This window comes from Streptacidiphilus sp. P02-A3a (genome assembly GCF_014084105.1).
Taxonomy (GTDB): Bacteria; Actinomycetota; Actinomycetes; order Streptomycetales; family Streptomycetaceae; genus Streptacidiphilus.
Window position 1 is genome coordinate 4,000,287 of the sequence record NZ_CP048289.1, and the last position, 19,842, is coordinate 4,020,128.

Consider the following 19,842-nt stretch of genomic DNA (forward strand, 5'->3'; position numbering starts at 1 on the left):
CTTAGGGGTAGTTGAACATGGCTGCGGTTGAGAACGAGGACAAGCTTCGTGATTACCTCAAGCAGGTGACCACGACGTTGCGTCGTACCCGTAAAAGGCTTCGCGACCGCGACCGCGAGCCGATCGCGATTGTCGGCATGGGTTGCCGGTTCCCGGGCGGTGTCCGGGAACCGGAGGACTTCTGGAACCTGATGCTCGCCGGGACGGATGCGATTTCCGGATTCCCGACGGACCGGAACTGGGACCCCGAGGGCCTCTACGCCGGAATCGGCGACGAGGCGTCGACGACGCGGGTGGGCGGCTTCCTCTACGACGCGGCCGACTTCGACCCCGGATTCTTCGGGATCAGTCCGCGCGAGGCGATCACCATGGACCCGCAGCAGCGGTTGCTGCTGGAGACCGCGTGGGAGGCGATCGAGCGGGCCGGGATCGACCCGGCCTCGCTCAAGGGCACCGCGACCGGCGTGTTCGCCGGTGCCGGTTTCGGTGCCTACGGCCACGGCCTGGCCGAGGAGGGCGGCTCCGAGGGCTACCTGATGATCGGCAGCCTGACCTCGGTGATCTCCGGCCGGGTGTCGTACACGCTGGGCCTTGAGGGCCCGGCGGTGACCGTGGACACCGCCTGCTCGTCCTCGCTGGTGGCGCTGCACCTGGCCTGCCAGGCGCTGCGTTCGCGCGAGTGCTCGATGGCGCTGTCCGGCGGTGTGGCGATCATGTCCACGCCCGGCGCGTTCGCGGAGTTCTCCCGCCAGCAGGGGCTCGCCTTCGACGGCCGCTGCAAGGCGTTCGCGGCCGACGCGGACGGCATCGGCTGGGGTGAGGGCGCCGGGATGCTGGTCCTGGAGCGGCTCTCCGACGCGCACCGCAACGGCCACCGGGTACTGGCCGTGATCGCGGGCAGCGCGATGAACCAGGACGGCGCCTCCAACGGTCTCACCGCGCCGCACGGCCCCTCCCAGCAGCGGGTGATCCGGTCCGCGCTGGCCAACGCCGGACTGCGGGCCGACCAGGTGGACGCGGTCGAGGCGCACGGTACCGGCACGGTGCTCGGCGACCCGATCGAGGCCCAGGCGCTGATCGCCACCTACGGGCAGGACCGCGAGGGCGACCGGCCGCTGTGGCTCGGCTCGGTGAAGTCCAACATCGGCCACACCCAGACCGCGGCCGGTATGGCCGGGGTCATCAAGATGGTGCTCGCGCTACAGCACCAGCAGTTGCCGCGGACCCTGCACGCCGACCAGCCCAGCCCGCACGTGGACTGGTCGGCGGGCGACGTCCGGCTGTTGACCGAGCAGGTCGCCTGGCCCGCGACCGAGCGGCCCCGGCGCGCGGGCGTGTCCGCGTTCGGCGTCAGCGGCACCAACGTGCACGCGATCCTCGAAGAGGCCCCGCCGGTGCCGGACGCGGTCGCCCAGGCCGCCGCTGACGCCGACTCCGACGATCCGGCGGCCCAGAGCGCCGAGCGCGAGCAGCCGGGCGCCGGACTGCCGGTGCTGACCGGCTCGGTACCGGCGTGGCTGGTGTCGGCCCGGAGCACGGCCGGGCTGGCCGCGCAGGCCGGTCGGCTGGGCGAGTACCTGCAGGCCCGGCCCGAGCTGGACGTCGCCGGGGTGGCCTGGTCGCTGATCGACACCCGGTCGGTCTTCGAGCACCGGGCCGTGGTCTTCGGCCAGGAGCGTGCCGAACTGCTGTCCGGCCTGTCGGCGGTGGCCGCCGGTCAGCCGAGCGCGGGCGCGGTCACCGGCGTCGTCCCGGGCAGCGGCCGCGGCCGGACGGTCTTCGTGTTCCCGGGTCAGGGTTCGCAGTGGGTTGGTATGGGTCGGGAGTTGGCCGCTTCGTCGCCGGTGTTCGCGGCGCGGTTGGCGGAGTGTGAGGGGGCGTTGGCGCCGTTTGTGGACTGGTCGTTGGTCGAGGTGCTGGCTGGTGTTGAGGGTGCGCCTGGGTTTGACCGGGTGGATGTGGTGCAGCCGGTGTTGTGGGCGGTGATGGTGTCGTTGGCGGCGGTGTGGCAGGCGGCCGGGGTCGAGCCGGATGCGGTGGTGGGGCATTCGCAGGGTGAGATCGCGGCGGCTGTGGTGGCCGGGATCCTGTCGTTGGAGGACGCCGCCAAGGTGGTGGCGCTGCGCAGCCAGGCGCTGACCGTGCTGTCCGGACGCGGCGGCATGCTCTCCGTCGCCGAGTCCGCCGCCGCCGTGGAGCGGCGGATCGCCCGGTTGACGGCCGAGGACGGCCAGGCGTCGGTGGCGGCGGTGAACGGCCCCGCCGCCACCGTGGTCTCCGGCGAACTGGACGCCCTGGGCACGCTGGTCGCCGACTGCGAGCGGGAAGGGGTCCGAGCCAGGATCCTCCCGGTCGACTACGCCTCGCACGGCCCGCAGGTGGACGAGCTGCGCGAGGAGATCCTGAAGCTGCTGGACGGCGTCGCGCCGCGGCCCGCGCGGGTGCCGATGGTGTCCGCGCTGACCGGCGAACTCCTCGAAGGCCCGGAGCTGGACGCCGGATACTGGTACGCCAGCCTGCGCGCCACCGTGGAGTTCTCCCGGGCGATCGAGGTGCTGGACCGCAGCGGGCACGGGGTGTTCGTCGAGGCCTCCGCGCACCCGGTGCTCACCTCGTCCATCTCCGCGATCCTGGAGCAGCCGGCCGACTCCGAGGAGGCCGGGCGGATCTCCCGTCCGGAGCCGATCGTCGGCGGGACGCTGCGCCGGGACGACGGCGGCCCGGCCCGGCTGCTCGCCTCCCTGGCCGAACTGCACGTCCGCGGCGTGGCCGTGGACTGGACGGCGGTGGTACCCCGGGCACCGTGGGTGGAACTGCCGACCTACCCGTTCCAGCGGCAGCGCTACTGGCCCAAGCCGATCCCGGCCGCGGTCGCCGTCGGCGGCGGCTCCGGTTCCGAGGCCGAGGCCCGGTTCTGGTCCGCGGTCGAGGCCGGTGACCTGGACGGCCTGTCCCGGGCGCTCTCGGTGGACGGCACCACGCTGGGCGAGCTGGTGCCCGCGCTGGCGTCCTGGCGGCAGCGGGAGCGGGACGAGTCGCTGACGGCGGACTGGCGGTACCGGGTCTCCTGGGCGCCGGTGCGCGACCGCAACCCGGTCGTGCTCTCCGGTACCTGGCTGCTGGTGGTCCCGGCCGCGCTTGGCGGCGGCGAGCTGGCCGCGGCCTGCGAGCGGGCGCTCGGCGAGCGCGGCGCGTGGGTGCTGTGCGTCGAGGTCGCCCCGGGCGAGGTGACCCGCTCCGGCCTGGCCGCGACGATCAGCGGCACCCTCGCCACCGCCGCCGACGCGGTGGTCCCGGTGGCGGGCGTGCTGTCGCTGCTGGGCCTGGACGAGTCGCCGCTGGCCGAGCGGCCGGTGGTGCCGACCGGCGTCGCCGCGACGCTGGGACTGGTGCAGGCGCTCGGCGACACCGGGAGCAGCGCGCCGCTGTGGCTGCTGACCCAGGGCGCCGTCGCCATCGATGACGGCGATGTGCTGACCAGCCCGGTCCAGGCGCAGGTGTGGGGCCTGGGCCGGACCGCCGGGGTGGAGCACCCGGCCCGCTGGGGCGGTCTGATCGACCTGCCGCCGGTGCTGGACGACCGCGCGGCGGCCCGGCTCGCCGGGGCCCTCGCGGACAGGTCCGAGGACCAGGTGGCGATCCGGACCGGCGGGCTGCTGGCCCGGCGCCTGGTCCGGGCGACCCCGCGCCGCAAGGTCGACAGCGGCTGGACGCCGCGCGGCTCGGTGCTGCTGACCGGCGCCAGCGGCGCGATCGGCCCGGACCTGGCCGCCTGGCTGACCGACTCCGGTGCCCCGCACGCGGTGCTGGCCAGCCGTCGGGGCGCGGCCACGCCGGGCGCGTCGACGCTCGCCGCGCTGCTGGCCGAGGCCGGTTCGGCGGTCACCATGGTCGCCTGCGACGTCGCCGACCGGGACGCCCTGGCCGGGCTGCTGGCCTGGATCCCGACCATCGCCCCGCCGCTGTCCACGGTGATCCACGGCGCGGTCGCGGTCGAGCTGATGGCCCTGGACCAGGCCGACGTCGACCAGTTGGCGTTGGCGCTGGGCGCCAAGGTCGGTGGGGCGACGCACCTGGACGAGCTCACCGCCGACCTCGACCTGGACGCCTTCGTCCTGTTCTCCTCGATCACCGCGACCTGGGGCGTCGGCGAGCACGGCACCTACGCCGCCGCCAACGCCCACCTGGACGCGCTGGCCCAGAACCGTCGGGCCCGGGGCCTGCCCGCGACCTCGGTCGCCTGGGGCGTGTGGAGCTCCGGCGGTCGCTTCGACGACTCGGCGACCGCGGCCCAGGACCCGTCCGAGCCCGCCCGGCCGCAGAGCCTGGTCCCGGAGCGGCTGCGGCGGCAGGGCCTGCGACTGCTCGACCCGGAGCGGGCGCTGACCCTGCTCGGGCAGGTACTCGCCGACGACGAGACCGTGCTGTCGGTGGCCGATGTCGACTGGCCGCGCTTCTCGGCGGTGTTCAACGCGATGCGGTCCTGGCCGCTGCTGGAGGAGATCCCCGAGGCCCGGCAGCTCGACGCCGGTGGTACCGGGGTCGCCGTGGTCGCCTCGGGCGACGGCGCGGCGCTGCTGGAACGCCTGGTCGGGGTCTCCGCCGGGCAGCGCGAGCGGATCGTCACCGAACTGGTCGGCAGCCACGCGGCGGCCGTCCTCGGCTTCGCCTCGGCCGAGGCGGTGGACGCCAACCGGGCCTTCCGGGAGATGGGCTTCGACTCGCTGACCGCCGTCGAACTGCGTGGTCGGCTGAACCAGGCCACCGGGCTCACGCTGCCCTCCACGGTGGTCTTCGACTACCCGTCACCGGTGATCCTGGCCCGTCAGATCGTCAACCAACTCATGGGCAGCCAAACGCAGTCGGTGGCCGAGTCGCGGGTCGTGCCGGTGTCGGCGAGCGACCCGGTGGTGATCGTCGGCATGGGTTGCCGCTACCCGGGCGGGATCGACAGCCCGGAGGCGATGTGGCAGCTGCTGGCGAGCGGCGGCGACGCCATCGGCGGCTTCCCGGCCGACCGGGGCTGGGACATCGCCGGGCTGCTCGACGGCATCCCCGGCCAGGCCCTGGCCTCGCACACCAGCGAGGGCGGGTTCGTCGCCGGGGCGGCCGACTTCGACCCGGCGTTCTTCCGGATCTCGCCGCGTGAGGCGCTGGCGATGGACCCGCAGCAGCGGCTGCTGCTGGAGACCTCGTGGGAGGCGCTGGAACGCGCTGGGCTCGACCCGACGTCCCTGCGCGGCTCGCTGACCGGCGTCTTCGCCGGTGCGGCCGGATCCGGCTACGCCGCGCAGACCGGCTGGGGCGCCGACCTGGACGGCGCCGAGGGGCACCTGCTCACCGGCAACGTCACCAGTGTCATCTCCGGCCGGATCTCGTACACGCTGGGCCTGGAGGGTCCGGCGGTGACCGTGGACACGGCCTGCTCCTCGGCGCTGGTGTCGCTGCACCTGGCGGCGCAGGCGCTGCGCGCCGGTGAGTGCGACCTGGCGCTGGCCGGTGGCGTGATGGTGATCGCCGACCCGGCCGAGTTCGTCGGCTTCTCGCAGCAGGGTGCGCTGGCCCTGGACGGCCGCTGCAAGGCCTTCTCCGCCGACGCGGACGGCATGGGCCTGTCCGAGGGCGCGGGCATGATCGTGCTGGAGCGCCTGTCCGACGCCCGCCGCAACGGCCACACCGTGCTCGCCACGGTGGCCGGTAGCGCCATCAACCAGGATGGCGCCTCGAACGGCCTGACCGCCCCGAACGGCCCCTCGCAGCAGCGGGTGATCCGGGCCGCGCTGACCAACGCCGGGATCGGCGCCGCCGACGTCGACGCGGTCGAGGCGCACGGCACCGGCACCCGGCTCGGCGACCCGATCGAGGCACAGGCGCTGCTCGCCACCTACGGCCAGGAGCGGCCGGAGGGACGGCCGCTGTGGCTGGGCTCGGTGAAGTCCAACATCGGCCACGCCCAGCAGGCCTCCGGCGCGGCCGGGATCATCAAGATGGTCCTCGCCCTGCAACACGGCCTGCTCCCGGCCACGCTGCACGCCGACGAGCCGACGCCGCAGGTCGACTGGACCGCCGGTGACGTCCGGCTGCTGACCGACGCGGTGGACTGGCAGGCGAACGGCCGCCCGCGCCGGGCCGGGGTCTCGGCCTTCGGCATCAGCGGCACCAACGCCCACATCATCCTGGAGGAGGCGCCGCGGCCGACCGGGGCCGACGCCGCCGACGAGGCGGCCAACGGCGGACCGGTCGAGCTGGCCCCGGTGCTGGCGGACGCCCCCGCCTGGCTGCTGTCCAGCCAGAGCGCGTCCGGCCTGGCCGACCAGGCCCGGCGACTGGCCGCGCGGCTGGCAGCCCGTCCGGAACTCGACCCGGTCGATGTCGGCTGGTCGCTGGCGACCACCCGCTCGCTGTTCGAGCACCGCGCCGTGATCACCGGCGCCGACCGCGCCGACCTGCTGGCCGGGCTGGGCGCGCTGGCGGCCGAGGAGCCCGCCGCCGGAGTGGTCACCGGGACCGCCGCGGGCAGCACCGGTCCGGTGGTCTTCGTCTTCCCCGGGCAGGGGTCGCAGTGGGTCGGTATGGGTCGGGAACTGGCTGCTGCCTCGCCGGTGTTCGCGGCCCGGTTGGCCGAGTGCGAGCAGGCGCTGGCACCGTACGTGGACTGGTCGCTGACCGGGGTGCTCGCCGGTGCCGAGGGCGCGCCCGGCTTCGACCGGGTCGACGTCGTGCAGCCGGTGCTGTGGGCGGTGATGGTCTCGCTGGCCGAGTTCTGGCAGGCGGCCGGGGTCACCCCGGACGCGGTGGTCGGGCACTCGCAGGGTGAGATCGCCGCCGCCGTGGTGGCCGGGATCCTGTCGCTGGAGGACGCCGCCAAGGTGGTGGCGCTGCGCAGCCGCGCCCTGATCGCACTGTCCGGACGCGGCGGCATGCTGTCCCTGGCCGAGGCGGCCGAGGCGGTCGCCGCCCGGATCGCCCCCTGGGACGGGTGGATCTCGGTCGCGGCGGTGAACGGACCGGCCGCCACCGTGGTCTCCGGACGGCCCGAGGCCCTGGCCGAACTGCTCGCCGCCTGCGAGCGGGACGGCGTCCGGGCCCGGATGCTGCCGGTGGACTACGCCTCGCACGGCCCGCAGGTCGAGGACATCCGGGACGAGGTGCTGAGCCTGCTGGCCTCGGTCGCGCCCCGGCCCGGCGTGATCGCCATGGTGTCGGCGATGACCGGCGAGTTCCTGAACGGCCCCGAACTGGACGCCGGTTACTGGTACGCGAGCCTGCGGGCGACGGTGGAGTTCGCCCGCGCCACCGACGTGCTCGGCCGCGCCGGGTACGGGGTGTTCGTCGAGGCCTCCGCACATCCGGTGCTGACCGCCGCCGTCACCGACACGCTGGAGGCGCTGCGCCAGGAGGCGGAGAGCACGGTGCGCGAGCCCGTGGTCACCGGCACCCTGCGCCGGGACGACGGCGGCCCGGTCCGGGCCCTGGCCTCGCTGGCCGAGGCGCACGCCCATGGCGTCTTCGTCGACTGGACCGCGGTGCTGCCCGCCGGGCAGCGGATCGAGCTGCCCACCTACGCCTTCCAGCGGCAGCGGTACTGGCCCAAGCCCGCCCCGGCCGCCGCCCCCGGCGGGAACGGCGCGACCCCGGCGGCCGAGAGCGCCTTCTGGGCCGCCGTCGAGGGCGGCGACCTGGACAGCCTGGCGCAGACCCTGGCCGTCGACGGGCAGCGACTGCGCGAGGTACTGCCCGCGCTGGCCGCCTGGCGGCAGCGGGAACGCGGCGAGTCGACGGTCGCGGACTGGCGCTACCGGATCGCCTGGGCCCCGGTCACTGTGCCCAACGCGGCCACCCTGTCCGGTACCTGGCTGCTGGTCACCCCGGCCGGGGCGGCCGCCGCCGAGCAGGCCGAGCGCAGCGAGCAGGCGCTGACCGGCCACGGCGCGCGGGTACTGCGGGTCGAGGCCGCCGAGGGCGAGACCGACCGGCAGCAGTTGGCCGACCGGATCAGGCGGACCCTCCGGGCCGAGAACGCCGCGAACGCCGAGAACGACGAGAACGAGAACGCCGCGAACGAGAACGAGCGCGGGACCGAGCTCGCCGGGGTGCTGTCGCTGCTGGCGCTGGACGACTCGCCGCTGGCCTCGGCGCCGGTGGTGCCCACCGGCCTGGCCGCGACCATGGGCCTGGTGCAGGCCCTGGGCGACGCCGGGATCGGCGCGCCGCTGTGGGTGCTGACCTCCGGCGCGGTGGCCGCCGCCGCCGGGGAGGCGCCGACCGGTCAACTCCAGGCGCAGACCTGGGCGTTCGGCCGGGTCGTGGGCCTGGAGCACCCGGACCGCTGGGGCGGCCTGATCGACCTGCCGCAGGCCTGGGACGCGCGCACGGCCGGTCGGCTGGCCGCCCTCCTGGCCGGACGCGGCGAGGACCAGGCGGCGATCCGGCCCGGGGGAGTGCTCGGCCGACGGCTGCTGCGCGCGCCCCGGCCGCGTCCCGGCGGCCAGTGGCTGCCGGGCGGCAGTGTGCTGGTGACCGGCGGTACCGGCGGCGTCGGCGGGCACGTGGCCCGCTGGCTGACCGGGCGCGGTGCCGCCCGGCTGGTGCTGTCCAGCCGGTCCGGACCGGCCGCGTCCGGCGCGGTGGCCCTGGCCGCCGAGCTGGCCACCGCCGGTACCGCCGTGGCCGTGGTCGCCGGAGACGTCGGCGAGCGCGCCCAGGTCACCGGCCTGGTGCGCTGGATCGGCGCCACCGGACCGGAGTTGACCTCGGTGATGCATGCCGCCGGGGCCGGACTCGGCGGTCCGGTCGAGGGCATGACCGCCGCCGACCTGGCGGACGTGTCGCAGGCGAAGGCCGGTGGCGCGGCATACCTGGACGAGGCCACCGCCGGGCTCGACCTGGACGCCTTCGTGGTCTTCTCGTCCGGCGCGGCGGCCTGGGGCAGCGGCCAGCTGTCCGGCTACGCGGCGGCGAACGCGGCGCTGGACGCGCTGGTCGAGGACCGGCGGGCGCGCGGCCTGGCCGGTACCTCGGTCGCCTGGGGCCTGTGGGGCGGCGGCGGCATGGGCGAGGGCCCGGCCGGTGCCGTGCTACAGCGCCTCGGCCTGCGCGAGATGGACCCGGAACCGGCGATCGCGGCGCTGGCCGGAGTACTCGACGCCGGTGAGGCGCTGGTCGCGGTCTCGGACATCGACTGGACCCGGTTCGCCCCGGTGTTCACCGTGCAGCGGCCCAGCCCGCTGCTGGCCGACCTGCCGGACGCGCAGCGGGCGCTGAACGACGCGCCGGACACCGACGGCAGTGCGAAGGAGGCCGGGACGGCGCTGGGACAGCGGCTGCTCGGCCTGGGCCTGCCGGAGCAGAACAGGATCCTCGGCGAGCTGGTCCGCGCCCAGGCCGCCGCCGTCCTCGGCCACGCCTCGGCGGAGGCGGTACCGGCCGGACGGGCGTTCAAGGACCTCGGGTTCGACTCGCTCACCGCCGTCGACCTGCGCACCCGGCTGAACACGGCCACCGGCCTGAAGCTCCCGGCCACGCTGGTCTTCGACTACCCCACGCCGACCGCGGTGGTCCAGTTCCTGCGGACCGAACTGCTCGGCGCGCTCACCGGAACCGCCCCGCGGCGGGCGGTCACGCCGGGGGTGGACCCGAGCGAGCCGATCGCCATCATCGGCATCGGCTGCCGCTACCCCGGTGGCGCGGCCACCCCGGAGAGCTTCTGGGAGCTGCTGGCCACCGGCACCGACGCGGTCTCCGCCTTCCCGACCGACCGCGGCTGGGACGCCGACCGGCTCTACGGCGCCGCCCCCGGCGCCGGGACGTCCACCACCCGGCAGGGCGGTTTCGTCTACGACGCCTCCGGCTTCGACGCCGGGTTCTTCGGCATCAGCCCGCGTGAGGCGCTGGCGATGGACCCGCAGCAGCGGCTGCTGCTGGAGACCACCTGGGAGGCGCTGGAGCGGGCGGGCATCGACCCGGTCTCGCTGCGCGGCAGCCAGACCGGTGTCTTCGCCGGGGCCACCTACTCGGCTTACGGCGTCGGCCTGGCCGAGAGCACCGGCTCCGAGGGTTACCTGCTCACCGGCAACGCGACCAGTGTGATCTCCGGCCGGGTGTCGTACACGCTGGGCCTGGAGGGCCCGGCGGTGACCGTGGACACCGCCTGCTCGTCCTCGCTGGTGGCGCTGCACCTGGCCGGTCAGGCGCTGCGCGCCGGGGAGTGCTCGCTCGCCCTGGCCAGCGGGGTCACCGTGATGGCGACCCCGGGCGCGTTCGCCGAGTTCGCCCGCCAGCAGGGGCTGGCCGGCAACGGCCGGTGCAAGTCCTTCGGCGCCGACGCCGACGGCACCGGCTGGGGCGAGGGCGCCGGGGTACTGGTGCTGGAACGCCTCTCCGACGCCCGCCGCAACGGACACCAGGTGCTGGCGCTGCTGCGCGGCAGCGCGGTGAACCAGGACGGCGCCTCCAACGGTCTGACCGCGCCGAACGGCCCCTCGCAGCAGCGGGTGATCCGGTCGGCGCTGGCCAGCGCCGGTCTCTCCGCCGCCGATGTGGACGCGGTCGAGGCGCACGGTACCGGCACGGTGCTCGGCGACCCGATCGAGGCGCAGGCGCTGCTCGCCACCTACGGCCAGGACCGGCCCGAGGACCAGCCGCTGTGGCTGGGCTCGGTGAAGTCCAACATCGGCCACGCCCAGGCGGCGGCCGGGGTGGCCGGGGTGATCAAGATGGTGCTGGCCATGCGGCACGACGTGCTGCCGGTCACCCTCTTCGCCGACGAACCCTCCCCGCACGTCGACTGGTCCGCCGGTGACGTACGGCTGCTGAGCGAGCCGGTGGCCTGGCCGGTACGGGAGCGGCCCCGGCGGGCGGGCGTGTCGGCCTTCGGTGTCAGCGGCACCAACGCGCACGTGATCGTCGAGGAGGCACCGGCGGCCGCCGAGAGCGCGCCCGCCGAGCGGCCGACCGCGCTGCCGCTGCTGGACCCGGCGCCGTCCGCGTGGCTGGTCTCCGGCCAGTCGGCCGCCGGACTGGCCGCGCAGGCCGGGCGGCTGGCGGCGCACCTCGCCGCCGGTCCGCGGCTCGACCCGGTCGACGTCGGCTGGTCGCTGGCCCGCAGCCGCTCGGTGTTCGAGCACCGCGCGGTGATCACCGACGACCTGGCCCCGGGCCTGGCCGCGATCGCCGCCGGGACGTCGGCGGCCGGTCTGGTCCAGGGCACGGTCGGGGCCGGTGGCGCCGGACGGGTCGGCTTCGTCTTCGCCGGGCAGGGGGCGCAGCGGGCCGGGATGGGCCGGGAGTTGTACGCGGCCTCGCCGGTGTTCGCCGAGGCCTTCGACCACGCCTGTGCGCTGCTGGAGGCGGAACTCGGGCTGCCGGTGCGGGAGGTGGTGCTCGGCGAGGACGCGGACGACGTCCGGGCCACCCAGACGCTCTACGCCCAGAGTGGGTTGTTCGCGGTCGAGGTGGGTCTGGTGGCCATGTTGGCGGCGGCCGGGATCGTGCCGGACGCGGTGGCGGGTCACTCGGTCGGTGAGGTCGCGGCGGCGCACGCGGCCGGGGTGCTCACCCTGGCGGACGCAAGCCGTCTGGTGGCGGCGCGGGCCCGGCTGATGCAGGCGCTGCCCGAGGGCGGCGCGATGGCGGCGATCGCGGCGACCGAGGCCGAGCTGGCGGCCGACCTCGACGGCGACTCGGGACTGTCCCTCGCGGCGGTCAACGGGCCTTCGTCGGTGGTGGTCTCGGGTGTGGCGGAGCGGGTCGAGGCGTTGCTGGAGGTGTGGCGGGGGCGTGGTCGGCGGGTGCGTCGGTTGCGGGTGAGCCACGCGTTCCACTCGGCGTTGATGGATCCGGTGTTGGACGAGCTGGGTGCGGTCGCGGCTGAGGTGGTGCACGGGTTGCCGGAGGTGGCCTGGTTCGGGGCGCTGACGGGTGAGTTGGTGAACGAGCCGGGGCCGGGTTACTGGGTGGAGCAGGCGCGGCGGCCGGTGCGGTTCGCCGACGCGGTCACCGCGATGGCGGCCCAGGGCGTCAGCGTGTTCATCGAGATCGGCCCGGACGGCACCCTGTCGGCGATGGGGCCGTCGGCCCTCGGCGACGGCGTCGAGGCCGAGTTCATCCCGCTGCTGCGCGCGGACACCGACGCCTCGGCGGCGGTCCTGACCGCGCTGTCCCGCGCCCACGTGCGCGGGGTGGAGCTCGACTGGTCGGCGGTGCTGCCCGCCGGGCAGCTGGTGGAACTGCCCACCTACGCCTTCCAGCACCAGTACTACTGGCCGCGGCCCGCGCCGGTCGCGACCCGCGGCGGCGACGGCACCGGGACCGAGGCCGAGGCCCAGTTCTGGGCTGCGGTGGAACACGGCGACCTGGCCGGACTGGCCGGGGCGCTGGAAGTCGACGGTGAACGCCCGTTCAGCGAGGTGCTACCGGCGCTGGCGTCCTGGCGGCAGCGCGACCGGGAGGAGTCGCTCACGGCGGCCTGGCGCTACCGGGTCAGCTGGACCCCGGTGCCCGACCCCGCCCCGGCGCGGCTCACCGGCACCTGGCTGCTGGTCACCGCGAACCAGAACCCGAACGCCGACGGCCCGAACGCCGAGGCCTCGCCCGCCGACGCCCCCAACGCCGAGGCCCTGGTCGCGGCGCTGACCGGTGCCGGAGCGCGGGTGCTGCGCGCCGAGGCCGCGCCCGGCGAGGTGGACCGGGACAGCCTGGCCGCCCGGATCCGGCAGGCCCTGGCCGACGCCGACGCCGACGCCGACGCGCCGGTGACCGGGGTGCTGTCGCTGCTGGCCACCGACGAGACACCAGTGGCCGACGCCCCGGCGGTCAGCGCCGGTCTGGCCGGAACCCTGGGCCTGGTCCAGGCGCTGGCCGACCTCGCGATCCAGGCCCCGGTCTGGGTGGCCACCACCGGCGCCGTCGCCACCGGCCCCGGCGAGACGCTGACCAGCCCGGTCCAGGCGCAGGTCTGGGGCCTGGGCCGGATCGTCGGCCTGGAGCACCCCGACTACTGGGGCGGCCTGCTGGACCTGCCGTCGGCACTGGACGAGCGGACCACCGCCCGACTGGTCGCCGTCCTCGCCGGAGCCGTCGAGCGCGGCGAGGACCAGCTGGCGATCCGGGGCAGCGGCATCCTCGGCCGACGGCTGCTCCCGGCCGCGCAGCCGCGCGGCAACGGCGCCTGGACGTCCACCGGCAGCGCGCTGGTCACCGGCGGCACCGGGGCGATCGGCGGACGACTGGCCGCGTGGCTGGCCGGACGCGGCGTGCCCCGGCTGGTCCTGGTCTCCCGCTCCGGTCCCCGCGCCTCCGGCGTGGCCGAGCGCGCCGCGCGGCTGGCCGCCGCGGGCACCGCGGTCGCGGTGGTCGCCTGCGACACCGCCGACCGGTCGCAGCTGGACGCGCTGCTGGACTGGGCCGACCGCGGCGGTCCCGCGCTGCGGGCCGTGTTCCACGCCTCCGGCGTGGCCCAGGGCGCACCGGTGATCGGCACCACGGTCGCCGACCTGGCCACCGCCGCGCTCGCCAAGAGCGTCGGCGCCGCGCACCTCGACCAGCTCACCGCGGAACGGGAGTTGGACGCCTTCGTGGTCTTCTCCTCCGGGGCCGCGATCTGGGGCAGCCAGTTCCAAGCCGCCTACGCCGCTGCCAACGCCTACCTGGACGCCCTGGCCGAGCACCGGCTGGCCCGGGGCCTGCCCGCGACCTCGGTCTCCTGGGGCCTGTGGGGCGGCGGCGGCATGGGTGAGGGCGAGGGCGGCGCGCAGCTGCAACGGCTCGGCCTGCGGGACATGGATCCCGACCTGGCCATCGGCGCGCTGGCGGCGGTACTCGACCACGACGAGCGCCTGGTCACCGTGGCGGATCTGGACTGGGCGGCCTTCGCGCCGGTGTTCACGCTGCACCGGCCGAGCGCACTGATCAGCGAACTTCCGCAGGTCCAGGCCGCGTTGGCGGAAGCCGAGGCCGACGGCGAGAGCCGGACCGACGGCGGCCGGAGCGCGCTCGGACAGCAGCTCCAGGGCCTGGACCGGGCCGACCAGGACCGGATCCTGACCGACCTGGTCCGGACCGAGGCGGCGCTCGTCCTCGGCCACCCCTCACCCGACGCGGTGGAGCCAGGACGGGCGTTCAAGGACGTCGGCTTCGACTCGCTCACCGCCGTCGAACTGCGCAACCGGCTCAAGGAGGCCACCGGCCTCAAGCTCCCGGCCACCCTGGTCTTCGACTACCCGACACCGCTGGCGCTGGCCGCGCACCTGCGGGCGGGCCTGGTCGGCGAGCAGGCCGGGGCGCTGACCCCGGTCCACGCGTCGGCGACGTCCGAGGAGCCGATCGCGATCGTCGGGATGAGCTGCCGCCTGCCCGGCGGCGCGGGCACCCTGGACGACTTCTGGACGCTGCTGGCCACCGGTACCGACGCGGTCTCCGGCTTCCCGGTGGACCGCGGCTGGGACGCCTTCGGCTCGGCCGACGGCGGCGAGCTCGGCTCGTTCGCCCCGGTCGGCGGCTTCGTCTACGACGCGGGCGACTTCGACCCGGCGTTCTTCGGGATCTCGCCGCGTGAGGCGCTGGCGATGGACCCGCAGCAGCGGCTGCTGCTCGAAGCCTCCTGGGAGGCGCTGGAGCAGGCCGGGATCGACCCGGGCACGCTGCGCGGCACGGCGGCCGGGGTCTTCGCCGGGGCCTGGTCCTCCGGCTACGGGATGAGCCTGCAGCCGTCCGCCGACTCCGCCGGTACCGAGGGCTACTTCCTCACCGGCAGCGCCACCAGCGTGATCTCCGGCCGGGTGGCCTACACGCTGGGCCTCGAAGGCCCGGCGGTGACCGTGGACACCGCCTGCTCCTCCTCGCTGGTCGCCCTGCACCTGGCCTGCCAGTCGCTGCGCTCCGGGGAGTCCTCGCTGGCCCTCGCGGGCGGCGTGACGGTGATGGCGACCCCGGGCGCGTTCGCCGAGTTCGCCCTGCAGCAGGGGCTGGCCGGGGACGGCCGGTGCAAGTCCTTCGGGGCGGGCGCCGACGGCACCGGCTGGGGCGAGGGCGCCGGGGTGCTGGTGGTGGAACGGCTCGCCGACGCCCGCCGCAACGGGCACCGGGTACTGGCCGTGGTTGCCGGTAGCGCGGTGAACCAGGACGGCACCTCGAACGGCCTGACCGCGCCGAACGGACCCTCCCAGCAGCGGGTGATCCGCACCGCGCTGGCCGACGCCGGGCTGACCCCGGCCGACGTGGACGCGGTCGAGGCGCACGGTACCGGCACGGTGCTCGGCGACCCGATCGAGGCGCAGGCACTGCTCGCCACCTACGGCCAGGAGCGCACCGGGGACCGGCCGCTGTGGCTGGGCTCGGTGAAGTCCAACATCGGCCACACCCAGGCCGCCGCCGGGGTCGCCGGGATCATCAAGATGATCCTGGCCATGCGGCACCAGGTGCTCCCGGCCACCCTGCACGCGCGGGAGGCCTCCCCGCACGTCGACTGGACCTCGGGTGAGGTGCGGCTGCTCAGCGAGCCGGTGCCGTGGCCGGTGAACGGCCGCCCGCGCCGGGCCGGGGTGTCCTCCTTCGGCGTCAGCGGCACCAACGCCCACATCATCCTGGAAGAGCCACCGGTGGTTGACGAACCGTCGACCACCGACGACGAGTTCGACGCCGAGCCGCCGGCCCCGGCGGTGCTCAACGGCGGACCCGGCGCCTGGCTGGTCTCCGCCAAGACCGCCGCCGCGCTGGCCGGACAGGCGCAGCGGCTGGCCGGGTTCGGTGTCACGGAGCTGGATCCGGTGGACGTCGGCTGGTCGCTGGCCACCACCCGGGCCGCGTTCGAGCACCGGGCCGTGGTCACCGGCGCCGGGGCCGAGGACCTGCTGGCCGGACTGACCGCGCTGGCGGCCGGCGAACCCGCCGCCGGGGTGGTCGGCGGCAGCGTCCCGGCCGGGGACCGGCGCACGGTGTTCGTGTTCCCGGGCCAGGGCTCGCAGTGGGTCGGTATGGGGCGTGAGCTGGCCGCTGCCTCGCCGGTGTTCGCGGCTCGGTTGGCCGAGTGCGGTCGGGCCCTGTCGGCTTACGTGGACTGGGACCTGGACGAGGTGCTGGCCGGTGCCGAGGGGGCGCCGGGCCTGGACCGGGTCGACGTGGTGCAGCCCGCGCTGTGGGCGGTCATGGTGTCGCTGGCCGCGCTCTGGTCGGCCGCCGGAGTCAAGCCGGACGCGGTGGTCGGCCACTCGCAGGGCGAGATCGCGGCGGCCGTGGTGGCCGGGATCCTGTCGCTGGAGGACGCCGCCCGGGTGGTGGCGCTGCGCAGCCAGGCGCTGACCGCGCTGTCCGGACTCGGCGGCATGATCTCCGTGGCCGAGGCCGCGGAACTCGTCGAGTTCCGACTCGCCGCCTGGGACGACCGGTTGACGGTCGCAGCGGTCAACGGACCGGACGCCACCGTGGTCTCCGGCGACCCGGAGGCCGTCGCCGAGCTCGCCGCCGCCTGCGAACGCGACGGCGTCCGGGCCCGGATCCTGCCGGTGGACTACGCCTCGCACGGCCCGCAGGTCGACGCGATCCGGGCGGAGGTGCTGGCCGCGCTCGCCGGGATCACCCCGGGCACCGCCCGGCTGCCGATGCTCTCCGCGATGACCGGCGAACCGCTCGCCGGACCGGAGCTGGACGCCGGCTACTGGTACGCGAGCCTGCGCGCGCCGGTCCGGTTCGCCACCGCCGTCGAGGCGCTGAACCGCTCCGGCTACCGGGTGTTCGTCGAGTCCTCGCCGCACCCGGTGCTGATCGCGGCGATCACCGCCACCCTGGAACAGGCCGCCGACGGCGCCGACCGGACACCGGTGGTGGCCGGGACGCTGCGCCGCGAGGACGGCGGCCCGGACCGGATGCTGCGGTCGCTGGCCGAGGTCCACGTGCGGGGCGTCGGGGTGGACTGGACGGCGGTGCTGCCCGCCGGTGAGCGGGTCGAACTGCCCGGCTACGCCTTCGAGCACCAGCGCTACTGGTCCAAGCTGCAACTGGGCGGCACCGGGGACGTCCGCTCGGCCGGGCTCGGCGCGGTCGGACACCCGCTGCTCGGCGCGGCGGTGGAACTCGCGGGCGGCGAGGGGGTGGTCCTCACCGGACGGCTGTCGCTGCGCACGCAGCCCTGGCTCGGCGACCACGCGGTCGGCGGCACGGTGCTGCTGCCCGGCACCGCGTTCGTGGAGTTCGCGGTGCGGGCCGGATACGAGGTGGGCTGCGCCCATGTGGTCGAACTGACCCTGGCGGCGCCGCTGGTGCTGGCGCCCACCGGCGCGGTCCAGGTCCAGGTCGTGGTCGGCGCGCCGGACCAGGACGGACAGCGGAGCGTGGAGGTCTACTCGCGCGCCGACGACGCCGACGGCGGCGCCTGGGTCCAGCACGCGGGCGGACGGCTCGCGCCGGACCAGTCGGCCGACCTGGCCGCGCCCGCCGACTTCCTGATCTGGCCGCCGCAGGACGCCGAAGCCGTCGACGTCTCCAGCCTGTACGAGATCCAGGCCGCGGGCGGGTACGGCTACGGGCCGGTCTTCCGGGGCCTGCGCGCGGCCTGGCGGCGCGGCGGCGAGGTCTTCGCGGAGATCGCGCTGCCCGAGGACGCCAACGCCGACGCGGCCCGGTTCGGCATCCACCCGGCGCTGCTGGACTCCTCGCTGCACGCGGCGGGCCTGCTCGCCGAACCCGACGGCGGAGACGCCGCGGGTGGTGACGCCGCCGGGGTGCGGCTGCCGTTCGCCTGGACGGGGGTGTCCCTGCAGGCGGCGGGCGCGTCCACGCTGCGGGTCCGGCTGTCCCGGGACAGCGCCGGGGGCCTGGTGCTGGACGCGGCCGACCCCACCGGCCAGCCGGTGGTCTCGGTCGAGTCGCTGATCCTGCGGCCGGTCGCGGCCGGGGCGCTGGCGTCCGCCGGGAACAGCCTGCGCGACGCGCTGTTCGGCGTCGAGTGGATCCCGGTGGGCGGCGCGGAACCGCCGTCCGACGACCGGTGGGCGCTGCTCGGCGCGGACCCGCTCGGGATCGGCGCGGCCGGGACGCTGGACGTCCACCCGGACCTGGCCGCGCTGGCCGAGGCGGTCGAGGCCGGGGCACCGGTCCCGGACCTGGTCCTGGTCGAGCTCGGCTCCGATCCGGACCTCGGCGTGGCCGAGGCCTCGCGGCTGATCGCCGCCCGGACCCTGGACCTGGTCCAGCGGTGGCTGACGCTCTCGGCGCTGGCCGAGGCCCGGCTGGTGCTGGTGACCCGGGGCGCCGTCGCCGCCCGTACCGGCGAGCCGGTGACCGACCTGGCCGCCGCCTCGGTCTGGGGGCTGATCCGCTCCGCGCAGTCGGAGGAGCCGGGCCGCCTGGTCCTGGTGGACCTCCCGGCGGACGACGCCGAGCCGACGCTCGGGCAGCTGGCCGCGGCCGTGGCCTCCGGCGAGCCGGAACTGGCGATCCGGCAGCGGGCCGCCCACGCGCGGCGGCTGACCCGGCCGACCGCCCGGCCCGAGGCCGAGCGGCGGCAGGACCACCCGGTCGGCACCACGCTGATCACCGGCGGCACCGGGATGCTCGGGGCGCTGGTCTCCCGGCACCTGGCGGCGACCGGTCGGGCCGAGCGGCTGCTGCTGCTCAGCCGCTCCGGACCGGCCGCGGCCGGGGCCGCGCGGCTGGCCGCCGACTGCGCGGAGGCGGGCGTCGGCGTGCGGATCACCGCCGGTGACGCCGCCGACCGTCCGGCGCTGGCCGCGGTACTCGCGGGCGGTGAGGGCCCGCTGACCGCGGTGATCCACACCGCCGGGGTGCTGGACGACGGCGTGATCGGCTCGCTGACCGCCGAGCGGATCGACGCGGTGATGCGGCCCAAGGCCGACGCCGCCTGGAACCTGCACGAGCTGACCCTGGGCGCCGAGTTGGACGCCTTCGTGCTGTTCTCGGCCGGGGCCGCCACCTTCGGCGCCCCCGGGCAGGGCAACTACGCGGCCGGGAACGCCTTCCTGGACTCGCTGGCCGCGCACCGGCGGGCCGCCGAACTGCCCGCGACCTCGCTGGCCTGGGGCCTGTGGGCGGACGCCAGCGCGATGACCGGGCACCTCAGCGACGGCGACCGGCAGCGGGCCGGCCGGGGCGGGATGACCGCGCTCACCGCCGAGGACGGCCTGGCGCTGCTGGACCTGGCCCTGGCCCGGGACGAGGCGCTGCTGGTCCCGGCCCGGATCAATGTGGCCGCGCTGCGCGGCCGGGCCGCCCGGGGCGAGCAACTGGCGCCGGTCTGGCGCGCGCTGGCCGGCAATCCGCCGCGGTCGGCGTCCGCCACGAATAGCGCGGACGCGGGCCGGCTGCTGCGGCAGCAGTTGAACGCGGCGGTCGATTCGGACCGCGACCGGATACTGTTGAACCTGATTCGCACGCATGCGGCGGCCGTTCTCGGACATTCCTCAGCGGAGGCTGTGGGAGCCGGGCGGGCCTTCAAGGATCTGGGATTCGACTCGCTGACCGCTCTGGAGCTACGTAATCGGTTGAACGCTGCCACCGGGCTCAAACTGCCCGCGACCCTCGCATTTGACTACCCGACACCTGCTGTTCTCTCGGATTACCTCAAGCGGGAAGTCAGCGATGACAAGGTCAGCCAGGGCTCGGTGGCTCTGGAAGAAGTCAGCAAACTCGAAAAGCTAGTCAAGGGAATCGCATTCGGTGATGGTGCACGAACTGCTCTGGCGGCGCGTGTGAAAGCTCTGCTGCTGACATTGGAGAGCGATCACGACGCGACGGCCGACGAAACGGCCGACAACGATCTCAAAGCAGCCACAGTCGAGAACATCTTCGATCTTCTCGACAACGAGCTCGCCGACTAACGAGTGTCAAGGC

At 75.5% G+C, this 19,842-nt stretch carries 1 protein-coding gene; it reads left to right on the forward strand.

The genetic code is table 11. The annotated features are described in order from the left end of the window. Positions 1-17 precede the first annotated feature (17 nt). Positions 18-19,829, forward strand: coding sequence for a type I polyketide synthase (locus GXP74_RS17810; protein ID WP_182452452.1), 19,812 nt, complete (start codon positions 18-20; stop codon positions 19,827-19,829). Positions 19,830-19,842 lie beyond the last annotated feature (13 nt).